At 69.9% G+C, this 22,145-nt stretch carries 17 protein-coding genes; 8 read left to right on the top strand and 9 right to left on the bottom strand.

The window, feature by feature from the left end; genetic code table 11:
* Nucleotides 1–33 precede the first annotated feature (33 nt).
* Nucleotides 34–903 (bottom strand): glycoside hydrolase family 16 protein, encoded by an 870-nt coding sequence (locus ACFV9G_RS22700; RefSeq protein WP_378730151.1) that lies wholly within the window; start codon nt 901–903, stop codon nt 34–36.
* A gap of 164 nt (nt 904–1,067) precedes the next feature.
* On the opposite strand from ACFV9G_RS22700, the gene ACFV9G_RS22705 reads away from it, so the two are divergent.
* Nucleotides 1,068–1,292, top strand: a complete 225-nt coding sequence (locus tag ACFV9G_RS22705; protein WP_378730153.1) for a hypothetical protein — start codon at nt 1,068–1,070, stop codon at nt 1,290–1,292.
* Nucleotides 1,289–2,812 carry an amino acid permease gene (locus ACFV9G_RS22710; protein WP_378730155.1) on the top strand — a complete coding sequence of 508 codons (1,524 nt, stop codon included), beginning with the start codon at nt 1,289–1,291 and terminating at the stop codon, nt 2,810–2,812. The genes ACFV9G_RS22705 and ACFV9G_RS22710 overlap by 4 nt, the downstream gene beginning before the upstream one ends.
* Before the next feature lie 9 nt (nt 2,813–2,821).
* Here the strand turns inward: ACFV9G_RS22710 and ACFV9G_RS22715 are convergent, their stop codons facing one another.
* The 3 genes from ACFV9G_RS22715 to ACFV9G_RS22725 all read right to left on the bottom strand — a co-directional run bounded on the left by ACFV9G_RS22715 (nt 2,822) and on the right by ACFV9G_RS22725 (nt 10,021).
* Complete coding sequence (locus ACFV9G_RS22715) at nt 2,822–3,964, bottom strand: S1C family serine protease (protein WP_378730157.1); 1,143 nt, start codon at nt 3,962–3,964, stop codon at nt 2,822–2,824.
* A 208-nt stretch (nt 3,965–4,172) separates the two neighbouring features.
* Nucleotides 4,173–8,834: an Ig-like domain-containing protein gene (locus tag ACFV9G_RS22720; RefSeq protein ID WP_378730159.1), complete on the bottom strand. Its 4,662-nt coding sequence runs from the start codon at nt 8,832–8,834 to the stop codon at nt 4,173–4,175.
* 362 nt (nt 8,835–9,196) lie between these two features.
* Nucleotides 9,197–10,021 (bottom strand): class II glutamine amidotransferase, encoded by an 825-nt coding sequence (locus tag ACFV9G_RS22725; protein ID WP_378730161.1) that lies wholly within the window; start codon nt 10,019–10,021, stop codon nt 9,197–9,199.
* 35 nt (nt 10,022–10,056) lie between these two features.
* Between ACFV9G_RS22725 and ACFV9G_RS22730 the strand changes: the two genes are divergently transcribed.
* From ACFV9G_RS22730 to ACFV9G_RS22750, 5 genes are read left to right on the top strand one after another with little or no spacing between them, the layout of a single operon-like run.
* Nucleotides 10,057–11,196: a glutamate--cysteine ligase gene (locus ACFV9G_RS22730; RefSeq protein ID WP_378730163.1), complete on the top strand. Its 1,140-nt coding sequence runs from the start codon at nt 10,057–10,059 to the stop codon at nt 11,194–11,196.
* Nucleotides 11,197–11,229: 33 nt separating this feature from the next.
* The gene (locus ACFV9G_RS22735; protein WP_378730165.1) at nt 11,230–11,886 is read left to right on the top strand and encodes a methyltransferase; all 657 of its coding nucleotides are present in this window, start codon (nt 11,230–11,232) and stop codon (nt 11,884–11,886) included.
* A 17-nt stretch (nt 11,887–11,903) separates the two neighbouring features.
* The gene (locus tag ACFV9G_RS22740; protein WP_378730167.1) at nt 11,904–12,839 is read left to right on the top strand and encodes an iron-containing redox enzyme family protein; all 936 of its coding nucleotides are present in this window, start codon (nt 11,904–11,906) and stop codon (nt 12,837–12,839) included.
* A complete protein-coding gene (locus ACFV9G_RS22745) occupies nt 12,836–13,057 on the top strand; it encodes a CDGSH iron-sulfur domain-containing protein (protein WP_378730169.1) in 222 nt (73 codons plus the stop codon). Before ACFV9G_RS22740 ends, ACFV9G_RS22745 begins: the two co-directional genes overlap by 4 nt.
* Nucleotides 13,058–13,069: 12 nt before the next feature.
* Entirely contained in the window at nt 13,070–14,089 is a 1,020-nt protein-coding gene (locus ACFV9G_RS22750) for a DNA topoisomerase IB (protein WP_378730171.1), read from the top strand.
* Nucleotides 14,090–14,095: 6 nt separating this feature from the next.
* Here ACFV9G_RS22750 and ACFV9G_RS22755 read toward each other — a convergent pair whose 3' ends face one another.
* From ACFV9G_RS22755 to ACFV9G_RS22765, 3 genes are all read right to left on the bottom strand, one after another.
* Nucleotides 14,096–14,770: a DUF6766 family protein gene (locus ACFV9G_RS22755; RefSeq protein ID WP_378730173.1), complete on the bottom strand. Its 675-nt coding sequence runs from the start codon at nt 14,768–14,770 to the stop codon at nt 14,096–14,098.
* A gap of 94 nt (nt 14,771–14,864) precedes the next feature.
* A complete protein-coding gene (locus ACFV9G_RS22760) occupies nt 14,865–15,260 on the bottom strand; it encodes a hypothetical protein (protein WP_378730175.1) in 396 nt (131 codons plus the stop codon).
* A 9-nt stretch (nt 15,261–15,269) separates the two neighbouring features.
* Nucleotides 15,270–15,824 carry a Dps family protein gene (locus tag ACFV9G_RS22765; protein ID WP_378730177.1) on the bottom strand — a complete coding sequence of 185 codons (555 nt, stop codon included), beginning with the start codon at nt 15,822–15,824 and terminating at the stop codon, nt 15,270–15,272.
* 396 nt (nt 15,825–16,220) lie between these two features.
* Between ACFV9G_RS22765 and ACFV9G_RS22770 the strand changes: the two genes are divergently transcribed.
* Entirely contained in the window at nt 16,221–16,682 is a 462-nt protein-coding gene (locus ACFV9G_RS22770) for a DUF3817 domain-containing protein (protein ID WP_378730179.1), read from the top strand.
* A gap of 70 nt (nt 16,683–16,752) precedes the next feature.
* On the opposite strand, the gene ACFV9G_RS22775 is transcribed toward ACFV9G_RS22770, so the two are convergent.
* Both ACFV9G_RS22775 and ACFV9G_RS22780 read right to left on the bottom strand, forming a co-directional pair.
* On the bottom strand, nt 16,753–19,515 hold the full coding sequence (locus ACFV9G_RS22775; RefSeq protein WP_378730181.1) for a hypothetical protein: 2,763 nt from the start codon (nt 19,513–19,515) through the stop codon (nt 16,753–16,755).
* Nucleotides 19,516–19,586: 71 nt separating this feature from the next.
* Nucleotides 19,587–22,121, bottom strand: a complete 2,535-nt coding sequence (locus ACFV9G_RS22780; RefSeq protein WP_378730183.1) for an amylo-alpha-1,6-glucosidase — start codon at nt 22,119–22,121, stop codon at nt 19,587–19,589.
* Between the last annotated feature and the right edge of the window lie 24 nt (nt 22,122–22,145).

Raw genomic sequence — 22,145 nt, forward strand, 5'->3', positions numbered from 1 at the left:
CCGACCGGAACGTCCCGTCGTATCCAGGTGGGCTTAGAGCTGTGAGTCGTAGACGCGTACGTAGTCCACGACCATGCTCTGCGGGAACTGGGTCGTGCCGTCGGGGTTGCCGGGCCAGTTGCCGCCGACCGCGACGTTGAGGATGAAGAAGAACGGCTGGTCGAAGACCCAGGGGTTGGCGCCGGTGTTGGCCGTGGTGAAGGTCTGGTAGGCGACCCCGTCGACGGACCAGGTGATCGAGCCGGGCTGCCAGTCGACCGCGAAGGTGTGGAAGGTGTCGGCGAAGGACCAGCCCTGCGGGTGCATGTACTGACCGGTGATGCCGTTGCCGCCGGAGTAGCCCGGGCCGTGCAGGGTGCCGTGGACCAGGTGGGGCTCGTAGCCGACGTTCTCCATGATGTCGATCTCGCCGGAGGCGGGCCAGCCGACGTTGTCGAACTGACCGCCCAGCATCCAGAACGCCGGCCAGATCCCCTGGCCGCGCGGGATCTGGATCCGAGCCTCCAGGCGGCCGAACTTCGGCTGGACCTTGCCCTTGGTGGTGAGCCGGGCCGAGGTGTAGCCGCTCCCGCTCTGCCGGGCGGTGATGACCAGGTTGCCGTTGCCGTCGAGCGCGGAGTTGTCGCGGGAGCTCGTGTAGGTCTGCAGCTCGTTGTTGCCCCAGCCCCCGCCTCCGGTCTCGAAGTTCCAGTTGGCGCCGTTCGGGGCACTGCCGGCGGGCCCGTCGAACTCGTCCGACCAGGTCAGCGCGGCCGCCTCGACCTCTCCGGTGCGGGTCGCCGAGCCGCCGGCGTCGGGGCTGGGCACGGCGGCCGGCGCCGCCAGCGGTGCGACCAGGACGAGAGCCAGAGCGGCGGTCGCCGTGAGTGTGGTGCGGATGGTGCGGATCCTCGAGCTACGCATCGAAACGCTCCTTCATGGGGGTTAACTGTAAGGCGACCTTACTGTTATTTGCCGTGCGACGGAACGGAAACGCCGGGCGACGTCCGGTCACCGCGAGAACACGCTCGATGCGCTCTAATTGATCCCCGGAGCGGGGCCATCGGGGGCCCTGCCCTGCAGGTGAGGTGATCGCATTGGCACGGGATCCATACAGGCCACGGACGCCGATCATCGGCATGACGATGGTGTTCCTCGCGTTGGCGATCGTCGGGGTGACGGCGTACCTGCATCTCGGCTGGTGGTCGCTGATCGGCTACACCGTGGCGGCGGCCGTCGCCGTGGTCGGCGGGTGGCTGCTGTTCAAAGACGTGCCCGAGCCACCGCACTCCGGACCGGGAGCGAGCCGATGACCGGCACCGAAGACCAGACCAGCGGCCAGATCAGCGGACTGACCGACGAGGACGAGGGCTACCACAAGAGCCTCAGCCCGCGGCAGCTGCAGATGATCGCGATCGGCGGCGCCATCGGCACCGGGCTGTTCCTGGGTGCGGGCGGCCGCCTCCGCGAGGCCGGGCCGGGCCTGTTCCTCGTCTACGCCTTCTGCGGGGTGTTCGTCTTCCTGATCCTGCGGGCGCTCGGCGAGCTCGTGCTGCACCGACCGTCGTCGGGGTCGTTCGTCTCCTACGCCCGGGAGTTCCTCGGCGAGCCGGCCGCGTTCGCCGCCGGCTGGATGTACTTCCTGAACTGGGCGATGACCTCCATCGTCGACGTCACCGCGATCGCGACGTACATGCACTTCTGGGGCACCTTCGAGGTCGTCCCGCAGTGGGTGATCGCGCTGATCGCGCTCGCGGTCGTGCTCTCGATGAACCTGATCTCGGTCAAGCTCTTCGGCGAGCTGGAGTTCTGGGCCGCGCTCATCAAGGTGGTCGCGCTGCTGGGCTTCCTGGTGCTCGGGATGATCGTGCTCGCCGGAGGCGAGGAGCTCAACGGCCAGGAGACCGGGATCGGGATGGTGATCGACAACGGCGGGCTCTTCCCGGTCGGCGTGCTCCCGCTCGTCATCGTCATCTCCGGCGTCGTCTTCGCGTACGCAGCGGTCGAGCTCGTCGGCACCGCCGCCGGCGAGACCGCCGAGCCGGCGAAGATCATGCCCCGGGCGATCAACTCCGTCATCGCCCGCATCGCGGTGTTCTACGTGGGCTCGCTGGTGCTGCTCGCGCTGCTGCTGCCCTACACGTCCTACCGGGCGGACGAGAGCCCGTTCGTGACGTTCTTCGACCAGCTCGGGATCGCGAACTCCGGCACCATCATGAACCTCGTGGTGCTGACCGCGGCGCTCTCCTCGCTCAACGCCGGCCTCTACTCGACCGGGCGCATCCTGCGGTCCATGGCGATGAGCGGGAGCGCCCCGACCTTCACCGGTCGGATGTCGAGAAACGGCGTTCCGTACGGCGGGATCCTGCTCACCGGCTGCATCACGCTCCTCGGCGTCGGCCTCAACGCGATCGTGCCGGGCCAGGCGTTCGAGATCGTGCTGAACATGTCGGCGCTCGGCATCATCGCGTCCTGGGCGACCATCGTGATCTGTCAGATCCAGCTCTACCGGCGCTGGAAGAAGGGCTTGATGTACCGGCCCGACTTCCGGCTGTGGGGATCCCCGTGGACCGGCTACGCCACCCTCGTGTTCCTCGCGACAGTGCTGGTCCTGATGGGCTTCGACTATCCGATCGGCACCTGGACGGTCGCGACCCTGGTCGTCATCATCCCGGCGCTGATGATCGGCTGGCGGCTCGTCCGCGACCGCGTCCAGCAGATCGCCGTCGAACGCGAGGGCTACACCGGTGCGATCCCGATCAGGGCGGAGCGTCCGATCTCCGACGAGGCGACAGGCGGCGGCCCCCGCGACGACGAGGGACCGCGCAGCTGACCCTCGCGGTCAGGCGACCGGGCCCTCGCCGAGCGTCACGGTGGTGGTGTGGGCCTCGCCGGCGGCATCGGTCCAGCTGAGCGAGATCTCCTCGCCGGGCTCGTGGCTGCCTAGGACCGAGGTGATGTCCTCGATGCTAGCCACGGCGGTCCCTCCGACGGAGGTGATCGTGCTGCCCGCGGTGACCCCGGCCGCCTCGGCGGCGCCGTCCTCGACGACACCGACGACCAGCGTCGACCTGGTCGTGTCGACCTGCACCCCGAGCGCGGCCGCCGAGCCGCCGATCTCGACGTCGCCGGACTCCTCCCCCGCCAGGATCTGGGCGGCGATGTCGAGCACGGTGTCGATCGGGATGGCGTAGCCCGAGATCTCGGCCGATCCCGAGGTCGCGGCGACGTTCATCCCGATGACCTCGCCGTCCTCGTCGAGCAGCGCACCGCCGGAGTCGCCCGAGACGACATCGGCGTCGGTCTGGATCAGGTCGCTGAGGTCGGAGGCGGTGCCGTCCTCGTTGTTGACGGTGATCGCGGTGCTCGGGTCGGTGACCGTGCCGTCTGCGGCCGAGAGCGAGCCCTGGCCCTCGGCGTTGCCGACAGCGGTGACCTCCTCGCCCTGGGTCGCCGCGTCCCGGTCGGTCGCGACCGTCGAGAGGCCCGAGGCGTCCTCGAGCTGCAGCACCGCGACGTCATGGACGTCGTCGTAGCCGAGGACCGTCGCGGCGTACGTCTCCCCGGTGCTCGGGTCGGTCACGGTGATCGAGGTGGCGCCCTCGACGACGTGGTGGTTGGTCACCACGATCCCGTCGCCGGTGATCGTGAGTCCGGTGCCCGCCCCCTGCGCGGAGCCGTAGCCGACCGCGGTGTTGATCAGCACCACGCCGGTCGACTCTGCCTCGGTCGCGGGCTGGGAGTCGACGGTCGTCGTCGAGGTGCCGAGGCTCTGCCGGTAGGGGTCCACGATCCCGCCGCCATAGGCTCCGCCGTAGCTCTCGATGGAACCGCCGTAGCCGTACCCGGGACCGGACTCGGCTGCGTACGTCCTGGTGGCGCCGACCGCGGCCACCGCGAGGGCCGGGGTGGCGATCGGGATCGCGACGAGCGGGATCGCCGCAGCGGCGAGCAGTGAACGGCGGATACGGCGGGAGCGGGACATCGGGTCCTCCTTGAGGCGGTTGATGCCTCAAGATTCCGCCCAGGTGCTGTGGACTTCCTGTGAGGAAGGCACGGACTGGCTGGGAAAAGTCAGTAGGAGCCTCAGCGCCCGGATCCGCGTCCGTGACCGTGTCGACGGCGCGGCGGCACAGTTCTGCGTCGTCTGGTCTCCTCCAAGTCGCCCCACGGCTCACGCCGGGACCGACGTGTCAGCCCTGGCGGCGGAACCTCCCCGCCACCATCAGTCCGCCGACGATCACCAGGCCGAGACCGAGCCCGAGGAGCGCGGCGAGGAAGGTCGGCGATCCGGTGTTGGGCAGGACGCCGCCGTCGTCGCCGTCGTTCCCCGTGGAGGAACCGGGGCCGTCGGTGCCGGCGCCGGCACAGGCGACCTCGATGTCGACCGCGTCGGAGGCGGGCGAGGTGACCGTACGTCCCGCTGCCCCGGCGATCCCTCGGGCCGCGCCGCCCGCGGGGACCGAGACGGCCTGGGTCGCGGTCAAGGTGTGATCGCCGCAGGCGAGCGCGGGCAGTGTCGTGGACCAGGTGCCGTCCTCGCCGACGGGAACCGTGTCGACGTCCTCGCCGTCGACCTGGACGGTCACGGTCGCACCGGGCTGTCCGGTGCCGGAGACCGCCGGGGTGTCGTCCACGTTGTCGCCGTCCTGGGGCGAGGTGATCACCGGTGCCGGCGGCGTGACGGTGAAGTCGACCGTGGTCGCCGGGCTGGTGTTACCCGCCGGATCGGTCTGGACGGCCTCGACCGTGTGGTCGCCGACCGCGAGCGGGTCGGTGACCACGAGGGACCAGGTGCCGTCGGGCTGGACGACCGCGGTGCCGATCTCCCGACCGTCGATCTCGACGGTCACGGTCGCGCCCGGCTCGCCGGTGCCCTCGATCGTCGGGGTCGTGTCACCGGTGGAGTCGCCGTCGGTCGGCGAGGTGATCTCGGGCGCCTCGGGAGCGGTGGTGTCCACGGTGATGATCACTGCGTTCGACTCGCCCGAGGTGTTGCCCAGCGGGTCGGTCGCGGTCGCGGTGATCGTGTGGTCACCGTCCTCGAGGGGCTCGGTCGGCGTGAAGGTCCAGGTGCCGTCCGGGTTCACCGTCGTCTCCCCGACCGGGTCGCCGTCGATGATGACGGTGATGGTGTCACCGGGGTTCCCGGTGCCCTCGATGGCAGGGGTGTCGTCGTTGGTGCTGTCACCCGACTCGGGCGAGGTGATCACCGGCGCGTCCGAGGAGGCGTCGACGGTGAAGCTCACCGGCTCCGAGACCTCGGAGGTGTTGCCGGCCTCGTCGGTCTGGGTCGCGGTCACCGTGTGCTCGCCGTCGGCGAGCGGCTCGGTCGGCGTGAACGTCCAGGTGCCGTCCGGGTTCACGGTGGTCTCGCCGACGACGTCGCCGTCGATGGTGATTTCGACCGTGGCGCCCGGCTCACCGGTGCCGGTGATCGGCGGTGTCGTGTCGCTGACCGTGCTGCCGTCGGCCGGGCCGGTGATCACCGGTGCCTCCGGAGCGGTCTGGTCCACGGTGAACGTGACCGGGGAGGACGGGTCCGAGACGTTGCCGGAGTCGTCGGTCGCCGTGGCGGTCGCGGTGTGCGGCCCCTCGTCGAGCGGGTCGGTGAGGATCAGGCTCCAGTTGCCGTCGCCGTCGACGGGAGCGGTGCCGACGACGGTGCCGTCGATCGTCACCTCGACCGTGCTGTTCGGCTCCGCCGTACCGCTGACGGTCGGCGTCGGGTCGGCGGTCGAGGAACCGTCGGCCGGCGAGGTGATCACCGGTGCCTCCGGGGCGGCCGCGTCGACCGTGAAGGTCACCGGGGCCGAGGGCTCGGAGACGTTGCCGGCCTCGTCGGCCTGGGTCGCCGTCACGGTGTGCTCACCATCGGCCAGCGGCTCGGTCAGCGGAAGCTCCCAGATGCCGTCAGGGTTGACCGTGGCCTCACCCACGACCTCGCCGTCGATCGTCACCTCGACCGTCGCGCCCGGCTCACCGGTGCCCGTGACGGTCGGGGTGCTGTCGTCGGTGACGTCACCCTCGGCGGGCGAGGTGATCACGGGTGCGGCCGGGGCCTGGGTGTCGACCGTGAACGGGACCGGGTCGGAGGTCGGCGAGACGTTGCCCGCCTCGTCGGTCTGGGTCGCGGTGGCCGTGTGGCCGCCGTCCGCGAGTGGCGTGGTCAGCTCCAGCGACCAGTTGCCGGTCGGGTCGACGGTGGTCGTGCCGACCGGGACGCCGTCGATGAAGACCTCGACCTCGGCGCCGGGCTCGCCGGTGCCGGTGACCGTCGGCGTGTTGTCGGCGGTGACCGAGTCCGCCTCCGGCGCCGTGATCACAGGCGCCTGGGGCGCCGCCGTGTCGATCGTCAGGATCACCGAGTTGCTCTCGGGCGAGACGTTGCCGAGATCGTCGGTCTGGGTGGCGACGAAGGTGTACGTCCCGTCCGCGAGCTCCGGGGCGTCGAGCGTCCAGGTGCCGTCGGGCGCGACGGTGGTCGTGCCGATCTCGGTGTCGTCCTGGTCGTAGACCGTGATCGTGGTGCCGGGGGTGCCGGTGCCTTCGATGGTCGGCGTGTTGTCGTCGGTGGTGGTGCCGCTCTCCGGGCTGGTGATGACGGGCGCCTCCTCGGAGGCATCCACCGTGAAGGTGCTGGTCGCGGCCGGGGAAGTGTTGCCGGCGGCGTCGGTCTGAGTGGCCGTCGCGGTGTGCTCGCCCTCGGCGAACGGCGTACCGACGTCGATGCTCCAGGCGCCCTCGGCGTTGGCCGTGGTCTCGTGGTCGACCCCGTCGACGGTCACGTTGACCGTCGCGTTCGGCTCGGCCGTACCGGTCACGGTCTGTACGTCCGGGCCGATCGTCGAGCCGTCGGCCGGGCCGGTGATGACCGGCGCCTCGGGACCGGCGGTGTCGATGGTGAAGGTGTTGGAGTCAGCCGGGGACACGTTGCCGGCCTCGTCGGTCTGGATCGCGGAGACCGTGTGCTCACCGTCGGCCAGGGCATCGGTCGTCGGCAACGTCCAGCCGCCGTCGGCATCGACCGTGGCCGTGCCGATCACGGTCCCGTCCATGCTCACCTCGACCGTCGCGCCCGGCTCGCCCGTGCCCGTGATCGTCGGGGTGCTGTCGCTGATCGAGGACCCGTCCGCGGGCGACTCGATCACCGGCGCCACCGGGACGACGGTGTCGATGGTGAACGTGTTGGAGTCGGCCGGAGAGACGTTGCCCGCCTCATCGGTCTGGATCGCGGAGACGGTGTGCTCACCGTCGGCCAGGGCATCGGTCGTCGGCAACGTCCAGTTGCCGTCGGGATCGACGATGGCCGTACCGATCACGGTCCCGTCCATGCTCACCTCGACCGTGGCACCCGGCTCACCGGTGCCCGTGATCTCCGGAGTGTTGTCGTTGATCGTGGAGCCGTCCGCGGGCGACTCGATCACCGGCGCCTCCGGCGCGGTGCCGTCCTGGTCGACGTTGGGGCCGACCGTGGAGGTGGCCAGGTCGAGCTGGGCACCGGTGTCGTCGAGGAGGGTGACCTGCACGGCCGTCACGCTGTACGGCCCAGGGCCTGTTCCGCCGACGTCGTTCTGCACGTTGACGTTGACCGCGACGACGTCGGTGAGTCCCTCCAGCACAGGGGCGAGCGTGTTCGTCGCCTGCGTCACCACTTCGTCGATCGCCTGTCCGGCGGTCGCCAGCGCGGTGTTGAGCGCGGTGTCGACCGCGCCACCGATCGCGGGCACCAGGATGTTCGTGATCGGCCCGAGCAGTGCGTCGAGCGGCGCGAGGACACCGCTGCCGTCGGCAGTGATCGGCTTCGTACCGTCGAGAAGGTCCCCCACCGATCCGGTGTAGCCGATGTTCAGCCCGCCGAGCGTGGTGCCGAGGATCGGGTCACGCAACGTGGTGTTGGAGGTGATCGTGATGTCGATGTAGTCGTACGCGTTGGTGATGACGTCGTTCAGGTTGCTCTGCAGCTGACCCAGGAGCGTGGCCACATCGGCGGAGACCTGCTGCATCACCTCGGGGCTGAGCAGCGTCGAGTTGGGCGGAAGATTGTTGAGGTCGATGCCACCGGCGAGGTTCACGGTGACCTGGCCCGTCAGCGGGTCGATCGTGACCAGGTCGGTCGACAGCGGTGAGCTGAGGATCTGGTTGATCTGCTCGTCGATCCGGGAGTTGACGGTGACGGTCGTGTTCGTGCTCGCGGTGCCGGTGACTCCACCGACCAGGTTGATGATCTGGTTGACGCTGCCGTTGACGGCGGTCTCGATGACGTCGCTGAGACCGTTGACCTGCGTGTTGAGGTCGGCGATCGCCTGGTTGGTCGTGGTGCCGATGTCACCGACGACCGGCGAGCGCAGGTCGAGCGTCGCCTGCGCGATGCTGTAGTCGCGGGTGACGATCCACTGACCCGGGTTGTCGGGGTCGGGCTCGAGCCGCGCCGAGGAGTCCACCGCGCCCAGGTCGAGGGCAGCGGCGTCGAGAGCCTGGGTCTGGCCGAGCAGCGCAATCAGATCGAGGCTCGCACTCGCCGTGCCCGTGTCGGCGCTGGAGATCGCGTCGTCCTCGGCGGTGGCCTGCTGGGTGACGGCCTCGAGCTGAAGCAGATCGCCCAGGCTGAGGTCGATGCCTGGAAGGCCGAGCCCGATCGTGCTCAGCGCGGTCACGTCGAGACCGGCGTCGTCCACGGTCGGCGCGCTCGGGTCCGCACCATCGGTGTGCTGCGCCTCGGCGCCGTCGATGCCGGCGACCGTGCTCAGGTCGAGCCCGTCGAGCAGCGACCCACTGAGGAACTGCGCCGAGGACTGCGAGGAGTCCCCTTCGTCCGCGTACGCGGCCGGGCTGGCCCCGACCGTCAACGCCACTACGACGAGAGTCGCGAGCGTCGCTCCCCACGCGCGCGACACTCGCGACCTCGGCACCGACGAATCCATCGACCTGTGCGACGGCATAGTTCCCCCAGGTAAATCACTACTAACAGTCGCATCTCGACTGTTACGCCGTCTCCCGAACTTCGGCTCTAGTACTTTTCATCAAAACGGTGATTCTTGTCACCAAAATCGGGGATAAATCTAGTCATCTGTCAAAGAAATGGTCTTTCGGCCCTAGTGATGACACGTGGGCCAAGGCGCACGGCCCCGCGCACGGTCGGAATGAAAGGGCGCCGAATGGGGTACCTCTCGGCATGGCCGAACCCACCCCACAGCAGGCCGACGCTGCCCCGTCGTCAGTCGCGGGCCTGCGCCGCGTCGGCGCCGAGCCGAGCGATCGGATCGAGCCTGGTGACCTCGCGGGTGGCCAGGTCGACCATCACCGCGGTGTCGGCGGGCACCGGGGTCCAGCCAGGCTGCCCCAGACCGCTGGAGACGATCTCGAGGCCGTGGTCGGTCCGGCGGTAGTCCATCGCGAAGTACTCGGTGGTGTGTCGCGGAGGGATGTCGCCCTCGTCGTCGAAGAGCTCGCGCAGGGCGCGCAGAGGCGAGTCGGCACGCGAGTTGATGTGGATCGCGAACATGTGCGTCCGGGTGAGCATCAGCGCGTTCAGGCTGCATCGCGGGAACTTCCGGACCAGCGTGGCCAGCGCTCGGGTGACGCCCTCGGCCTCGTCGCCGTACTTCTCGACGTTCTGGTGCACGAAGTGGAAGTAGCGCTCGCTGTCGGTGTCACCGCGCAGCCGCGTACGCGACTCCGGGGTCAGCAGCGCCTCGAGATCGGCGATCGGCGAGATGTGGCCGTTGTGCGCGAACGCGGCGCCGTCGGTCAGGAACGGATGGGTGTTCTCCGGACGTACGTCGAGCCCACCGGTCGCCCAGCGAAGATGCACGAAGCCGGCGTGGGAGAGCGGGGTCTCGACGAGCCGACGATAGGTCTCGTCGGTGTCGGCGGAACGCGGCGAGCTCGTCGTGCAGGTGCCTTCGGGCGTGTGCCAGGACATCCCCCAGCCGTCGGAGTGCACGGACGTGAGCGAGGTGAACGCAGCCAGCCCCTCCTCCCCGAGAAGGTCGGCTACGGCACACGGGGACTCGGTCACATATCCGAACAGGCGACACATCGTCGAGCTGCTCCTTTCAGAGGCAGGTGTGAGCAGTGAAGAGCCACTATTCGAGCAGTACCCATCACCAGCTCAGGACAGTCGGCGTCGAGGAGGAGCTTCTCCTCGTCGACGCCGAGACCGGCGCACCGCGATCGGTGGCCAGCGAGGTGCTGCGGGTGGCCCGTCGGCGCGGCGACACCGAGGTCGAACCCGGCGAGGCCGGTGGCTCGGTGGGACCGGAGATGCAGGAGCAGCAGGTCGAGACCGACACTCCGGCCGAGGAGTACCTCGGGCTCCTCGAGCAGGACCTGAGGCAGTGGCGCGACAAGGCGCGCGCCGCCGCGACCGAGGCCGGGGCGCTGATCCTGGCCAGCGGCACGACGCCGTTGCCGGTGTGGCCCCAGACCTTCGACGACGAGCGCTATGCGGCGATGAGCGAGCAGTTCGGGCTGACCGCCAGCGAGCAGCTCACCTGCGGCTGTCATGTGCACGTCTCGGTCGAATCCGACGACGAGGCCGTCGGGGCGCTCGACCGGATCCGCTGCTGGCTGCCGGTGCTGCTCGCGGTGAGCGCCAACTCGCCCTTCTGGCAGGGCGCCGACTCGGGCTACGCGAGCTACCGGTCCCAAGCGATGGCCAGGTGGCCGACGAACGGCCCGACCGAGATCTTCGGCAGCGGCCAGGCGTACGCCGACCACCTGCGCCTGCTCATCGACACCGGGGTGCCGATCGACGAGGGCATGGCGTACTTCGACGCCCGTCCGTCCCGCAAGTACCCGACACTCGAGATCCGGGTCGCCGACGTCTGCCTCGACCCCCGCGATGCCGTGCTCATCGCCGCGCTGACGCGGGCGCTGGTCTCGACCGGGGCCCGGGAGTGGGCCGAGGGCCTGCCGCCCGACCCCGTGTCGGTGGCAGTGCTCCGACTCGCCAACTGGCAGGCGGGGCGGCACGGGATCACCGGCGACCTGCTCGACCCGCGGACCCACTGCCCGAGGCCGGCCCGCGAGGTGGTGGAGCACCTGCTCGAACACATCGGCCCGGCGTTGCGTGACACCGGAGACCTGGTGCGCGCCGAGAAGGGCGTCGGCCGGATCTTCACCGGCGGCACCGGCTCCTCGACCCAGCGCAGGATCCTCGACGAGGAGGGTCGTCTCGACCGGACCGTGGTCCGGCTGGCCGAGCTCACCTGAGTTTTCCCACCCTGAGCAGGAGGTATCTGCGTCATGATCCGATTCGGTCATCTCGACATCGACTTCGACGATCGCGTGCTCACGCCGCGTACCTGGACCGTCCGTCAGTCCACGTGGGCGGTCAAGCTGTCGGCGGAGCTGCCGGACGGGCCGATCCTGGAGCTGTGCTCCGGCGCCGGTCAGATCGGTCTGCTCGCCGCCGCGCTGACCGGCCGCTCCCTGGTGTGCGTCGACGCCGATCCGGTCGCCTGCGCGTTCACCCGGGCCAACGCCGAGCGCGCCGGGCTGGCGCACCTGGTCGAGGTACGCCAGGGCAGCATGGAGGAGGCACTGGACCCGGACGAGAACTTCTGGCTCGTGATCGCGGACCCGCCATGGGTACCCACGGCCCAGGTCGAGCGGTATCCCGAGGACCCCCGGACGGCCATCGACGGCGGCGCAGACGGGATGCTGGTCGCCGAGAGGTGCCTGGCGACGACCGACCAGCACCTCTCCCCCGGCGGCGCGGCCGTCCTCCAGCTGGGCACGACGGGGCAGGCCGATCGCCTGCCGAAGCTGGTCGAGGGCAGCGACCTGACGATCGAGGAGGTGCGGGACTCGCCGGGCGAAGGAGTGCTCGTGCACCTCGCCCTGGCACCGGGGCCGGAACCAGGCATGTCTGCCGCGACTGAGGGGTACTGGACGATCTGAGGGGAAGGTGGGCCGAGATGCTGCCGAAGTCGCGTGGCACCCTGAGTGCTGCTGTGTTCACCGCGTTGCAGAGTGGCGCCACCGCCGATCTGGAGCCGGCTCCGGAGTCGACCGAGGACGCCCAGATCGCTCTGTGGGCGCTCTACGAGCTCAGCTATCGGGGCTTCGACGAGGTCGATCCCGACCTCGAGTGGGACGCGGACCTGCTGCGTCTGCGCCGTGGTCTGGAGAGGTCGTTCGAGGCCGAGCTGCGGCGGCGCTGGGAGCACAGCGACTTCCAGGAGGATCGCGAGCTGGATCTGCCCGGTCTGGTCGCCCGCCACGACGGCCCGTCGCTGGCACGGTTCGTCCAGCGCCGGGCAGACCGGGAGCAGGTGCTCGAGATCCTCAAGCATCGCTCGCTCTACCACCTCAAGGAGGCCGACCCGACCAGCTGGGTCCTCCCCCGGCTCGACACTCGGCCCAAGGCGGCGCTGATGGAGATCCTCTTCGACGAGTACGGCGACGGCGACCCGAACCGGCTGCATCACCATCTCTTCCGCCGGGGCATGGAAGCGGCCGGCCTGCGCACCGACCATGCCTGCTACGTCGATGAGGCGCCGCTCGAGATCCTGGAGTCGAACAACGCACTGTCGCTGTTCGGACTCCACCGTCGGCTCCGCGGAGCGGCGCTCGGCCACTTCGCCGCGTTCGAGTCAACCAGTTCGGTGCCATCGAGGCAGCTCGCCCAAGGCCTGCGTCGACTGGACTTCCCCGAGGAGATCGCGAGCTACTACGACGAGCACGTCGAGGCCGACTCCGCCCACGAGCAGGTGGCAGTGCGCGACGTCTGCGGCGCGTTCGTGGAGGAGAACCAGAACGAGCGCGACCAGGTGTTCCTCGGCGCATTCACCTGCCTCGACCTGGAGGCTCGCTACGCCCGCACGATGCTCACCCAATGGGAGGCCTCATGACGGACTTCGAGCACGCCACGGTCGTGCTGTGCCCGGCCGGGCCGATGCTGCTGCGCGGGAAGCACGAGATCCTGGACCCCGACGGGAAGATCCACCACACGGTTCGCCCGGTCAGCGCGGTGTGCATGTGCGGCGGGTCCGCGATCAAGCCCTGGTGCGACGGTACGCATCGGCTGCTCGCCGCGCGAGCGCGCGAGAGCGACGAGACCGGCGGGTGAGAGGAGACCCTGGTGGTCCGACTTCGCCGGGTCTCGACGGAGGAGCCGGGATGGACCCGCCGCCGCGCGGGTCGCGGCTTCGTCTACCTCGACGACTCCGGTGACCGGCTGCCGGACGACGCCACCGAGCGGATCCGCGCCCTGGCCATCCCTCCCGCATGGGAGGACGTGTGGATCTGTCCCCGTGAGAACGGGCACCTTCAGGCCGTGGGGACCGACGCGGCCGGCCGCCGCCAGTACCTCTACCACCCCGCCTGGCGGGCGAAGCGCGACCAGCAGAAGTTCGAGCGGGTGCTGGAGCTCGGGGCGGTCCTGCCCGGCGTACGTGAGCGGACGGAGCGCGATCTCACCACGACCGGGATGAGCGACGCGCGGGCGTCAGCGCTCGCGGTGCGCCTGCTGGACCTGGGGTGCTTCCGGATCGGCAGCGACGCCTATGCCGACGACGACGGTGGCTTCGGTCTGACGACGCTGGAGCGTCGCCACGTACGCAAGCGAGGCGACTCCTACGTCTTCGCGTTCACCGGGAAGTCCGGCGTCGACCACACGATCCGCATCGACGACCCGCTCTCGATGGAGGCGATCGCGCGGCTGCGGCGCCGGCGCGCCGGTTTCGAGGAGTTCCTCGCCTACCGGCAGGGGCGGCGGTGGCAACGGCTGACGCCGGCCATGGTCAACGCCTACATGCGCGAGGTGAGCGGCCTGGAGGTCTCGGCGAAGGACTTCCGGACCTGGCACGCCACCGTGCTCGCGGCGCTCGCGCTGGCCGAGGACCCGCATGCCGCGGGGCGTACGACCCCGACCGCCCGGTCCCGCCACAAGCAGCAGGTCGCCGCGATCAAGGAGGTCGCGGAGTACCTCGGGAACACTCCGGCGATCGCCCGGAGCTCCTACGTCGACCCGCGGGTGCTCGAGCTGCACGAGCAGGGACGCACGATCCGCGTACGTGGGGGTGTGGGCACGGACGCGCAGGCGCGCCAGGCCGCGGCCGAGCGCGCGGTCCTGCGCCTGCTGAGTCAGGACGATGCCTGAGGTCCCTCAGCCCTCGATGCCGGTGGACTCGTGCGAGGACCCGACCGGCTTGCTCTCGGGTGACCCGCGCTGCCTGAGGTAGATCGCAAGGACGGCCATGGAGCCGACCGCCAGGAACTCCGACTGCCAGTTCTGCAGGGTGCGGGCCCAGAAGTCCGAGTTCGTCAGATAGGAGGTCCACGGGATCGGGTCGCGCAGCTGCCGCAGCCGGGACTCGTTGTACGTCGCCCACCCGGCCACCGACTGGACCAGCCAGGACATCAGGAAGATGGAGCCCATGACGATCCCGAGGGACCGGGAGTAGAGCGCGGTCCGGAGGCCACCGACCCGGGCCAGCTTGGGTGAGTCGGCTCGGGCGTACGCTCCGATCTTCTGCTTCTCGTCGGACTCCTGCCAGGCGTCCTTGAGCGGCTTGGACTCCGGGGAGCCTCGTTGCACCAACCAGACGGTCAGGACGACGTAGAGCAGGAACTGGAGGTACTCGCTCTGCCAGTTCTCCGTCACGTCCACGGCGAAGCTCGCCGAGGTGAGGTAGGCGCCCAGCGAGAGCTGGTGCAGACCGTCGGCGAACAGCTCGTCGTTGAGCTGGTGCCAGCCGGCGAACGCCTGGCCGACCAGGCTGCCCAGGAAGAGCGCCCCGAAGACGAGGCTGAGCGAGTTCTCCTTGAGGAACCGGCGCATCGGGGGTCCTTACCCGTGCCTCAGCGCGAGGACGAACGTGTAGAGCAGCCCGATGCCGATGACCGCCAGATAGGTGACGTACATGACTCGCATCTCAGCCTCCGTGCAGCGCGCAGTCGTAGGGTTTGGGCCGCTGCGGCGTGCAGCCGGCTGCGTGCAACCGCCAGCCGTCGGCGAACCGGGTCAGGAACAGGGTCTCGCCCTGATAGCGCACCTCCGCCATGGTCCCGAAGACGTCGACGTCGTCGAGGGCGCCCGGAGCGGGCAGGTCCTCCTCTGCCAGCGCGCCGTCACAGGGCTTCCCGGCGGCGGACTCCAGCTCGGATCGCGTCTCCGGAGCCAGCAGCGCGCACGCCCGAGCCCAGTCCTGGGCGGCGACCGCGTCCTGAAAGGCGGCAGCGCTGTCGCGCACAGCCTCGTCCTGCCCCGAGCCGCATCCGGTGAGGACCAGCGGGAGGAGCAGCGCCGACGCCGTGCACCACCACCGCATGCGAACCCCTCAGCCGTGGGCGGCCCGCGCCGCACCCGCCTCCGTGTCCTCGCCGCTGGTCTGCAGCTGACCGCCCTGGTCCTCCAGGTGGGCGCGGACGAACCAGTGGAAGAGCTCGAGCTGCTCGGTCTGTCCGATCAGGATGTCCTGGGTCACCAGGTCGAGGTCGTCGAGGGTCTTGATCGCCTCTCGGTAGGAGCCGATCACGCCCTGATAGGTGACGTCGAGCGCGGCGAGATGCTCCTGGGTGGTGGCCCGGCCGATGCTGTAGTCGTTCCACTCCCGCTCCGCGACCAGGGCGCCCGGGGTGCCTCGCGGGGCACCGCCCAGGGTCGCGATGCGCTCGGCGAGGGCATCCGCCATGGCGCGTACGGCGTCGACCTGGGGGTCGATCATCTGGTGGACCGCGATGAAGTGGGGTCCCACCACGTTCCAGTGCACATGCTTGAGGGTGAGCTGGAGGTCGTTCGTGGCATGCAGGCGAGACTGCAGCAGATCGATGGTCGTACGCGCAGCGCTCTCATCGAGCCCGGGAATCGTGTAGTGCAGCGTGTCTGTCGTCATGTCCGGCCGGTACCCCGCCGCGGCCCGATTCATGCCGTGACCTCGACGGGACCGCGATCCCCGTGGCAAACGAGAATCGCGAGTGCCGCCCCCCACGCACGCGGCACTCGCGATCTCGAGACCGACGAACCCATCCGTGCGCGCGACGGCGTATCCCCCATGCGCATTGATGTAAGTAGCCGGAAACCGGCCACTACGCCGTCTACCGAACGTCGGTACCTTTACCTTTCATCAAATCCGCGATTCTGGTAACCCAAACCGGCAATTAATCTGGCCATCTGTCAAGATTCTGGACTTTCGACCCTACTCACACAGGGCCGACACACCCGGGATACCCGCCCAGGTAGGCGGTCTTGTCGATTCATGCCATGACCCGGACGCACATAAACTCTCCCCGTGTCCGCTCTTCTTCGCTCGCCGTCTCGCCTCTTCCGGATCGTCGCCACCGCCGAGGCGGTGACCTGGACCGGACTGCTCGCCGGCATGTTCCTGAAGTACGTCACCGAGACGACCGAGCTCGGGGTCAGCATCTTCGGGATGCTGCACGGGATCGTCTTCATCAGCTACTGCGTCACCACCGTCGCGATCGCGGTCGACCAGCGCTGGTCCTTGGGCCGTCTCGTCGTCGGCCTCGCCTCCTCGATCCCGCCGCTCCTCACCCTGTGGTTCGAGCGGTACGCCGAGCGCCGCGGCCTGCTCGCCCCGACGTGGCGCCTCATCGAGGAGTCCCCGGCCCGCCCGCTCGAGCGCCCGCTCGCCTGGCTCCTCCGCAACCCGGTCCGCGGCCTGGCCACCGGCCTCGCGAGCATCGCCGCCCTGACCGTCGTCGCCCTCATCGCGGGCCCGCCGGTCGGCTGACCGAGGGCGTCACACCGCTATGGCAGCAGGTCCGGCCTGGTGAATCGTTCACCAGGCCGGACCCACCCACCTAGGGACGCACGAGCATCCGGTCGATGCTGATCCCCCGACCCGAGTCCGAGTCGTTGCCCTTGCCTGTCGCCACGAGGGTCAGTGTGTGTTCACCGGCTCCGAGGGCGGGGCTGGACCAGATCAGCTGGTTGCCGATGCGGGTGCGGCCGTAGAAGTCGGCGGTGCCGACCTCGACACCGTCGATGAGCACGGTGGCGACGCCCTGGTTGGAGGCTCGCAGCCCGTACACCTCGACCGACGAGCCGGTGAACCTGAAGTCGACCGAGTCGCCTGCGACCGTCGTCGAGGTCACCGAGGAGTGGTAGAGGCCGGTCCGGTTGATGCAGCCGGGGCAGCTCAACCAGCCCTCGCCCTGATAGTCGAGGCGGCCCTGGCCGGTGCCCTCGCTCTGGTCGTCCACCGAGCTCGGTCCGCCGTTCCCGGGAACCACCTCGACACGGTCGACCGAGACCCCGCCACCCACGCTTCGAGGGCTGGAGGGGACCTCGAAGCGAAGGGTGTGCGCGCCGTCCACCAGCACAGGGCTCCGCCACTCGACCTCACGCTTTCCGCCGTAGGGCAGCACAACGGGCTCGTTCCCGTCGATCGAGACCTTCGCGCTCCCGCGACGGGCACCGGACAGCCCGGCGAGCGTGGCCTGGGTCCCGTCGAACTCGAGCTCGAAGGAGCCGCGGTGGCGGCTGACGTCGATCGTCCGGACCGGCTGCAGCGGGGCGACCGCGAGGTCGGCGAACTGCACCGCCGAGTAGTCGCCCGAGAGCCCGACCATGCCGGAGGTCCAGGTGTCGTCGGTGACCTCGCCGACCCGGGTGCCGTCGATCGACGCGGTGATCACCTCGTCGGCGAACGACAACTCGAGGTCGTGCCAGCCCGCGCCCGTGGCACCGGTCGAGCCGCCGGTCAGCTCCGACCACGACTTCCCACCAGGTACGCCACGACCCAGCGACCAGGTCCCATCGGCGTCCAGGCTCAGCCCGTAGCCGTTCGGCACCGGCGCCATCGCGTCGTTCGAGACGCGGCCGAGCACCTGGGCCGTACCTCCTTCGGGCACGTACGCCTCGACCGAGGCGGTGTAGTCGGACCAGTTCAGGTCGCCGAGGATCCCGGCCGGCTGCTTCCAGGCGGCCCAGGAGATCGCGGGCTGCGGGGAGACCTGGGTCAGGCACGTTCCCGTCCGGCCGCCCTGGCACGGCCGCTCCTCGTAGGCGCCCTCCATCTGTGAGAAGTAGCGCGTCTGACCGCTCGCTCCGCCGTCCGCGAGGGTGTTGCGGTACGGGAACGGGAAGGCGGACTCGTGCCGTCCCTCGGCGGTGCCGAAGCCCTTGGCCGTCGTGGTCGTGACGGTGACGACCGCGTTCGGCGGCACGGTCACGGCGTACGTGCCGTCCTGGTTCCTGCGCAGGTCGGGCTGGCGGGCCAGCCGGTCCTCGGCCGTCGACCGCCAGACGTGCAGGTCACGCGCCTTCAGTCCGCCCTCGACCGAGAGCGTGACCGTGCGGGGCGCGGCAGCACCGATGGTCTCGATCACGGTGCTCCAGTCTCCGCCCGACGGTGCCTTGCGCGTGACGAAGCTGCCCTGTGCCGTGTCGGCTGCGTCGAGGTAGCCCGAGGAGGTGTCGAGGTACTGCCAGCCGGGCTCGGCGAACCTCGTCGTCTGCGCGACCGCCCAGATCGCCGACTGCACCTGGTAGGCGCCCGACCACGGGGTGTTCGCCCGCATCAGGCCGGCGTCGGAGATGCTCAGACCGTCGTAGTAGGACGTGATCAGGTTCCAGAAGTTGACCCCGGTGATGCGACCGTCGATGTAGGCGTGGTTGATCAGCGACGGGACCGAGGCGGACGATCCGCCCGCGCCCCACTCGGCCGACCAGGGTCCACCCTCGGAGATCCACAGTGGCTTGCCCAACGCCTGGGCGGTCGCCGAGCTGGGACCGCGCGAGTAGTGGTTGCCGAGCAGGCCGACCGCGTCGAAGAGCTCGGGGTCGTTGGTCATGTCGACGGCGATCGGCCACTCGCCCTTGCGTGCAGCCTCGTCGGAGGCGATGATCCGCACGTCCGCGTAGCCGGCCGCGTCGAGGGCGGCGCGGTAGTCCTTGATCCACTGGACCTCGTACTCGCGCTCGTTGCGTACGCCGACGTTGTCGATCCTCAGGTCGTGCTCACGGGCGCAGTCGAGCCAGTCGATGAAGTAGTCGATCGTGTCCTGCGAGTAGTATTCGCCGTCGCCGAGCCAGCCCGGGGCGCCCCAGGCGAGGCCGCCCAGCTTGATCTTCGGGTTGCGCTTGACCGCCTCGCGCATGAGCCACCACGAGTAGCCGGCGTGACAGCTGACCTCACCGCGCACGTGCTCATGGCTCGACTCGGAGCCGTCGGTCGTGTTGGTGTCGCCGCCGATCTCGACCTTGAGCATCTCCAGCGAGGCGCCGTAGCCGGGCTTGAAGAGGTAGTCGAGGATCTCGGCACGTTCTTCGCGCGGGTAGTCGAGCAGCAGCCGGGATGTCGCCCCGCCGCCGGAGGTCGCCCCGACGCCGTCATAGGTACGTCCCGCACTCCCGCCGTCGACAGTGATGGTGACGGGCTCGGCCGAGCTCGGCGTGGCGGCGACCGGGGCGGCGACCGGGGCGGCCGACGCGGTCCCACCGACCAGGGCGGTCCCGGCCAGGAGCGCCGCGGCCGTGACCGACGCCATCGAGAGTCGGCGTCGACGGTTCTGCCTTCGTTCTGGTGGCCCGGAGGGCTCCGGGGCATGGGTGACTCGCATCGTGGTTGCTCCTTGTATCTCAGTGCTTTCGGGGATGGGCTGGTCGTGGATCGTTTGCGGGCGAGACCTGGCTAGAGGCACACCTCGGTACGGCCTGCGCCCACGGTGGTTCTGCGCGGGGCGCCGCCGCCCCCGAACACCTGCAGGCTTGTCGAGGCGTCCGCGTGCACCTCGAAGCAGGCGCGCCGCGCGGAGGGCACGAAGTCGCGCACCACGACCCGCCCGCCGACGGCCTGGAAGACCTTGCGGCCGTCCTGTCGCAGCTCGGTGTGCGCCGGGCTCACCGTCGCGGCGTACGAATGCCCGGCCACCCGCACGTCGTCGACCGTGTTGCGGCCTTCCAGGGCATGCGATCCGAACGTGACCGCCCCGGGCCGGCCCCACGCGTCCTCGGCCACCAGCTCGTGCACCGCCATCAGCGGCATCACGCTCGACCAGGTGTAGTAGCGCCAGGCGCTGTCCACGGCGGCCGAGCTGATGGCCTGGCCCGGCTCCGGGTCGAAGTACTCGGGGAACCAGCTGTCCTCGTCCCAGCTGTCCAGCCACATCGTGGTGCTCTTCTGGGCGAGCTCACCGGCCGCCTCGTCGAGGCCGTACCGCTTGAGGCCGTCATAGACCGTGGCGTTCATGGGCGGCCACACGGCTCCACGCCACTGCTCGCAGGAGTTCTCCTGGCCCCAGCCGATGTAGTAGCGGTAGCCGGTCGAGGCGTTCGGTCGGTCCAGGCCGTTCGCGCAATACTCCGGTGCGCTCCGGCTGATGCTCGGCACGGCGTACTCGCCCCAGAACTTCTCGGGGTCGAGCAGATTCTCCCGCACGGTCCGCTCCGCCCTCCCATCGGTCGCCAGTCCCCCGAAGAGCGGGTAGAAGATCGTCGGCGTGATGACCTGGCCCCAGCGGCCGTCGAGGTGCCGGTCGAGGTACATGCCCTGTTCCTGGTTCCACAGGGTCTTGTTGGCGGCCTTCCTCACCTTGTCGAACAAGGCTTGGTAGCGGCGCGCGTCGTCGTGGCGGCCCAGGGCGTCGGCCAGTTCGGCCATCGACTGCGCCATGAGGGCGTAGTACGAGGTCAGCGCCACGTCGGTGAGGTCGGTGTTGTCCCGCTCGTCGCCGCTGCCGCCGTCCTTCGGCACCCGCTCGGCGGCCGCGTAGAGCGGCAGGTCGTCCAGGCCCAGGTGGTTGCCGACCTTGCTCGGGTCCGGGTCGTACGGGGCCTCCAGAAGGCCGTCTCCGTCGACGTCCCACTCGGGCAGCCTGGCGATGAAGTCGGCCAGCTCGGGGTAGGCCTGCTCCACGAGCTCGCGGTCACCGGTCGCTGCGTAGATCCGCTTGACGGCGTAGGCGTGCATCGGTCCGGAATGGAGCTGGTCGTAGCGCGGGCCGCCGGCGTCGAAGATGTCCTTCTCGTGCTGCCGGGCCAGCTCGGGGTCGACGGTGAGCGCGATGATCGCGTCCCACGCGGAGTCCCAGCCGGTGAAGATGGTGTCGTTCTCCGCACCGCCGCGTCCCCAGCCCCACACCAGGAACCTGTTGCGGTGCGTCTCGTCGTAGTTGGCGTTGAGCGCGATGGCGCTGCGCATCGCCGTCGCGGACCGGCCGGCAGGCCCGCTGCCGCTGAGCGTCCCGCGGTCGGCGCGGGCCTCGGCGCGGTCGAGCGCCGCGAGGATCTCGCCACGCGGGGCGGCGGCAGTTGCCCGCGGGGCGCCCGAGACCGACGTCGTGAAGGTGATCGTCTCGTCCGCGTCGAGCGAGTACCGCAGCGCCGCGGCGGCCTCGCCCGGCTCTGCCGGCTCGCCCTCCATCGCGGCGACCAGGTCGTCCATCGAGGCGTACGCCCCACCGTCGTCGGGACGCTGCGTGGGTGTCAGTGCGAAGTGCCCGGTCAGATCGGGGTCGTCGAGGCCCGGGCTCGAGGCGCGGATGCCGTCGCCGGTGACGTGGTAGCTGCTCGGCTCACTCCACGGGGGCGCCGTCTCGAGGAACACGGTCGTGTCGTCCTCGAGCGCGGTGACCGAGCCCACCAGGGTGTTGGGTGCCGTGCGCGCGAACCTGATGACGATCGTCTGCTCGTCCCGGCGGACCTGCTCGTACTTCGCCTCCAGGCCAGGCAGGAGGTCCCGGGCCTCCCGCACCTGGTCCGGCGACCAGGCATCAGGGTTGGCGAGGATCTCGCGCAGCGCACCGAGCCGTTCCGGCGTGATCGTCCGGTCATCGCTGCTGATCCGCACCTCGTAGTACGAGCCGTCGGTGGTCACGGGACCGACGTCCGCGACGTGCGCCAGCAGACCCTGATTCTCCCGGATCAGCCGATTGCCCGACGTCAGCAGGTTCACCCGCAGGGCGAACCTGCTCTCACCCTCCCCGACATACAGTGCGCCGTTGTCGTCCCGCTCGGTGTAACCGGGCATGGCGAACGGGCGCTCGAGCGCGCGACCACCCCTGTCGCTCTGGTCCGCAGTGGATGCGGCCGGAATGCTGCCGGCCGCATCCACTGCCACCGCGCCCGACCCTGCGGCCGCCGACGCCGCGACGACGCTCGCGACGCCCGCGGCAAGGGCGAGCCGCCTAGTGCCGACTGCTCGTTTCACATCACTGTGACTGTTCATGCCTGCTCCTTTGTGAGCGCTAAC

This window comes from Nocardioides sp. NPDC059952 (assembly GCF_042730435.1).
In the GTDB taxonomy this organism is placed as follows: Bacteria; Actinomycetota; Actinomycetes; order Propionibacteriales; family Nocardioidaceae; genus Nocardioides.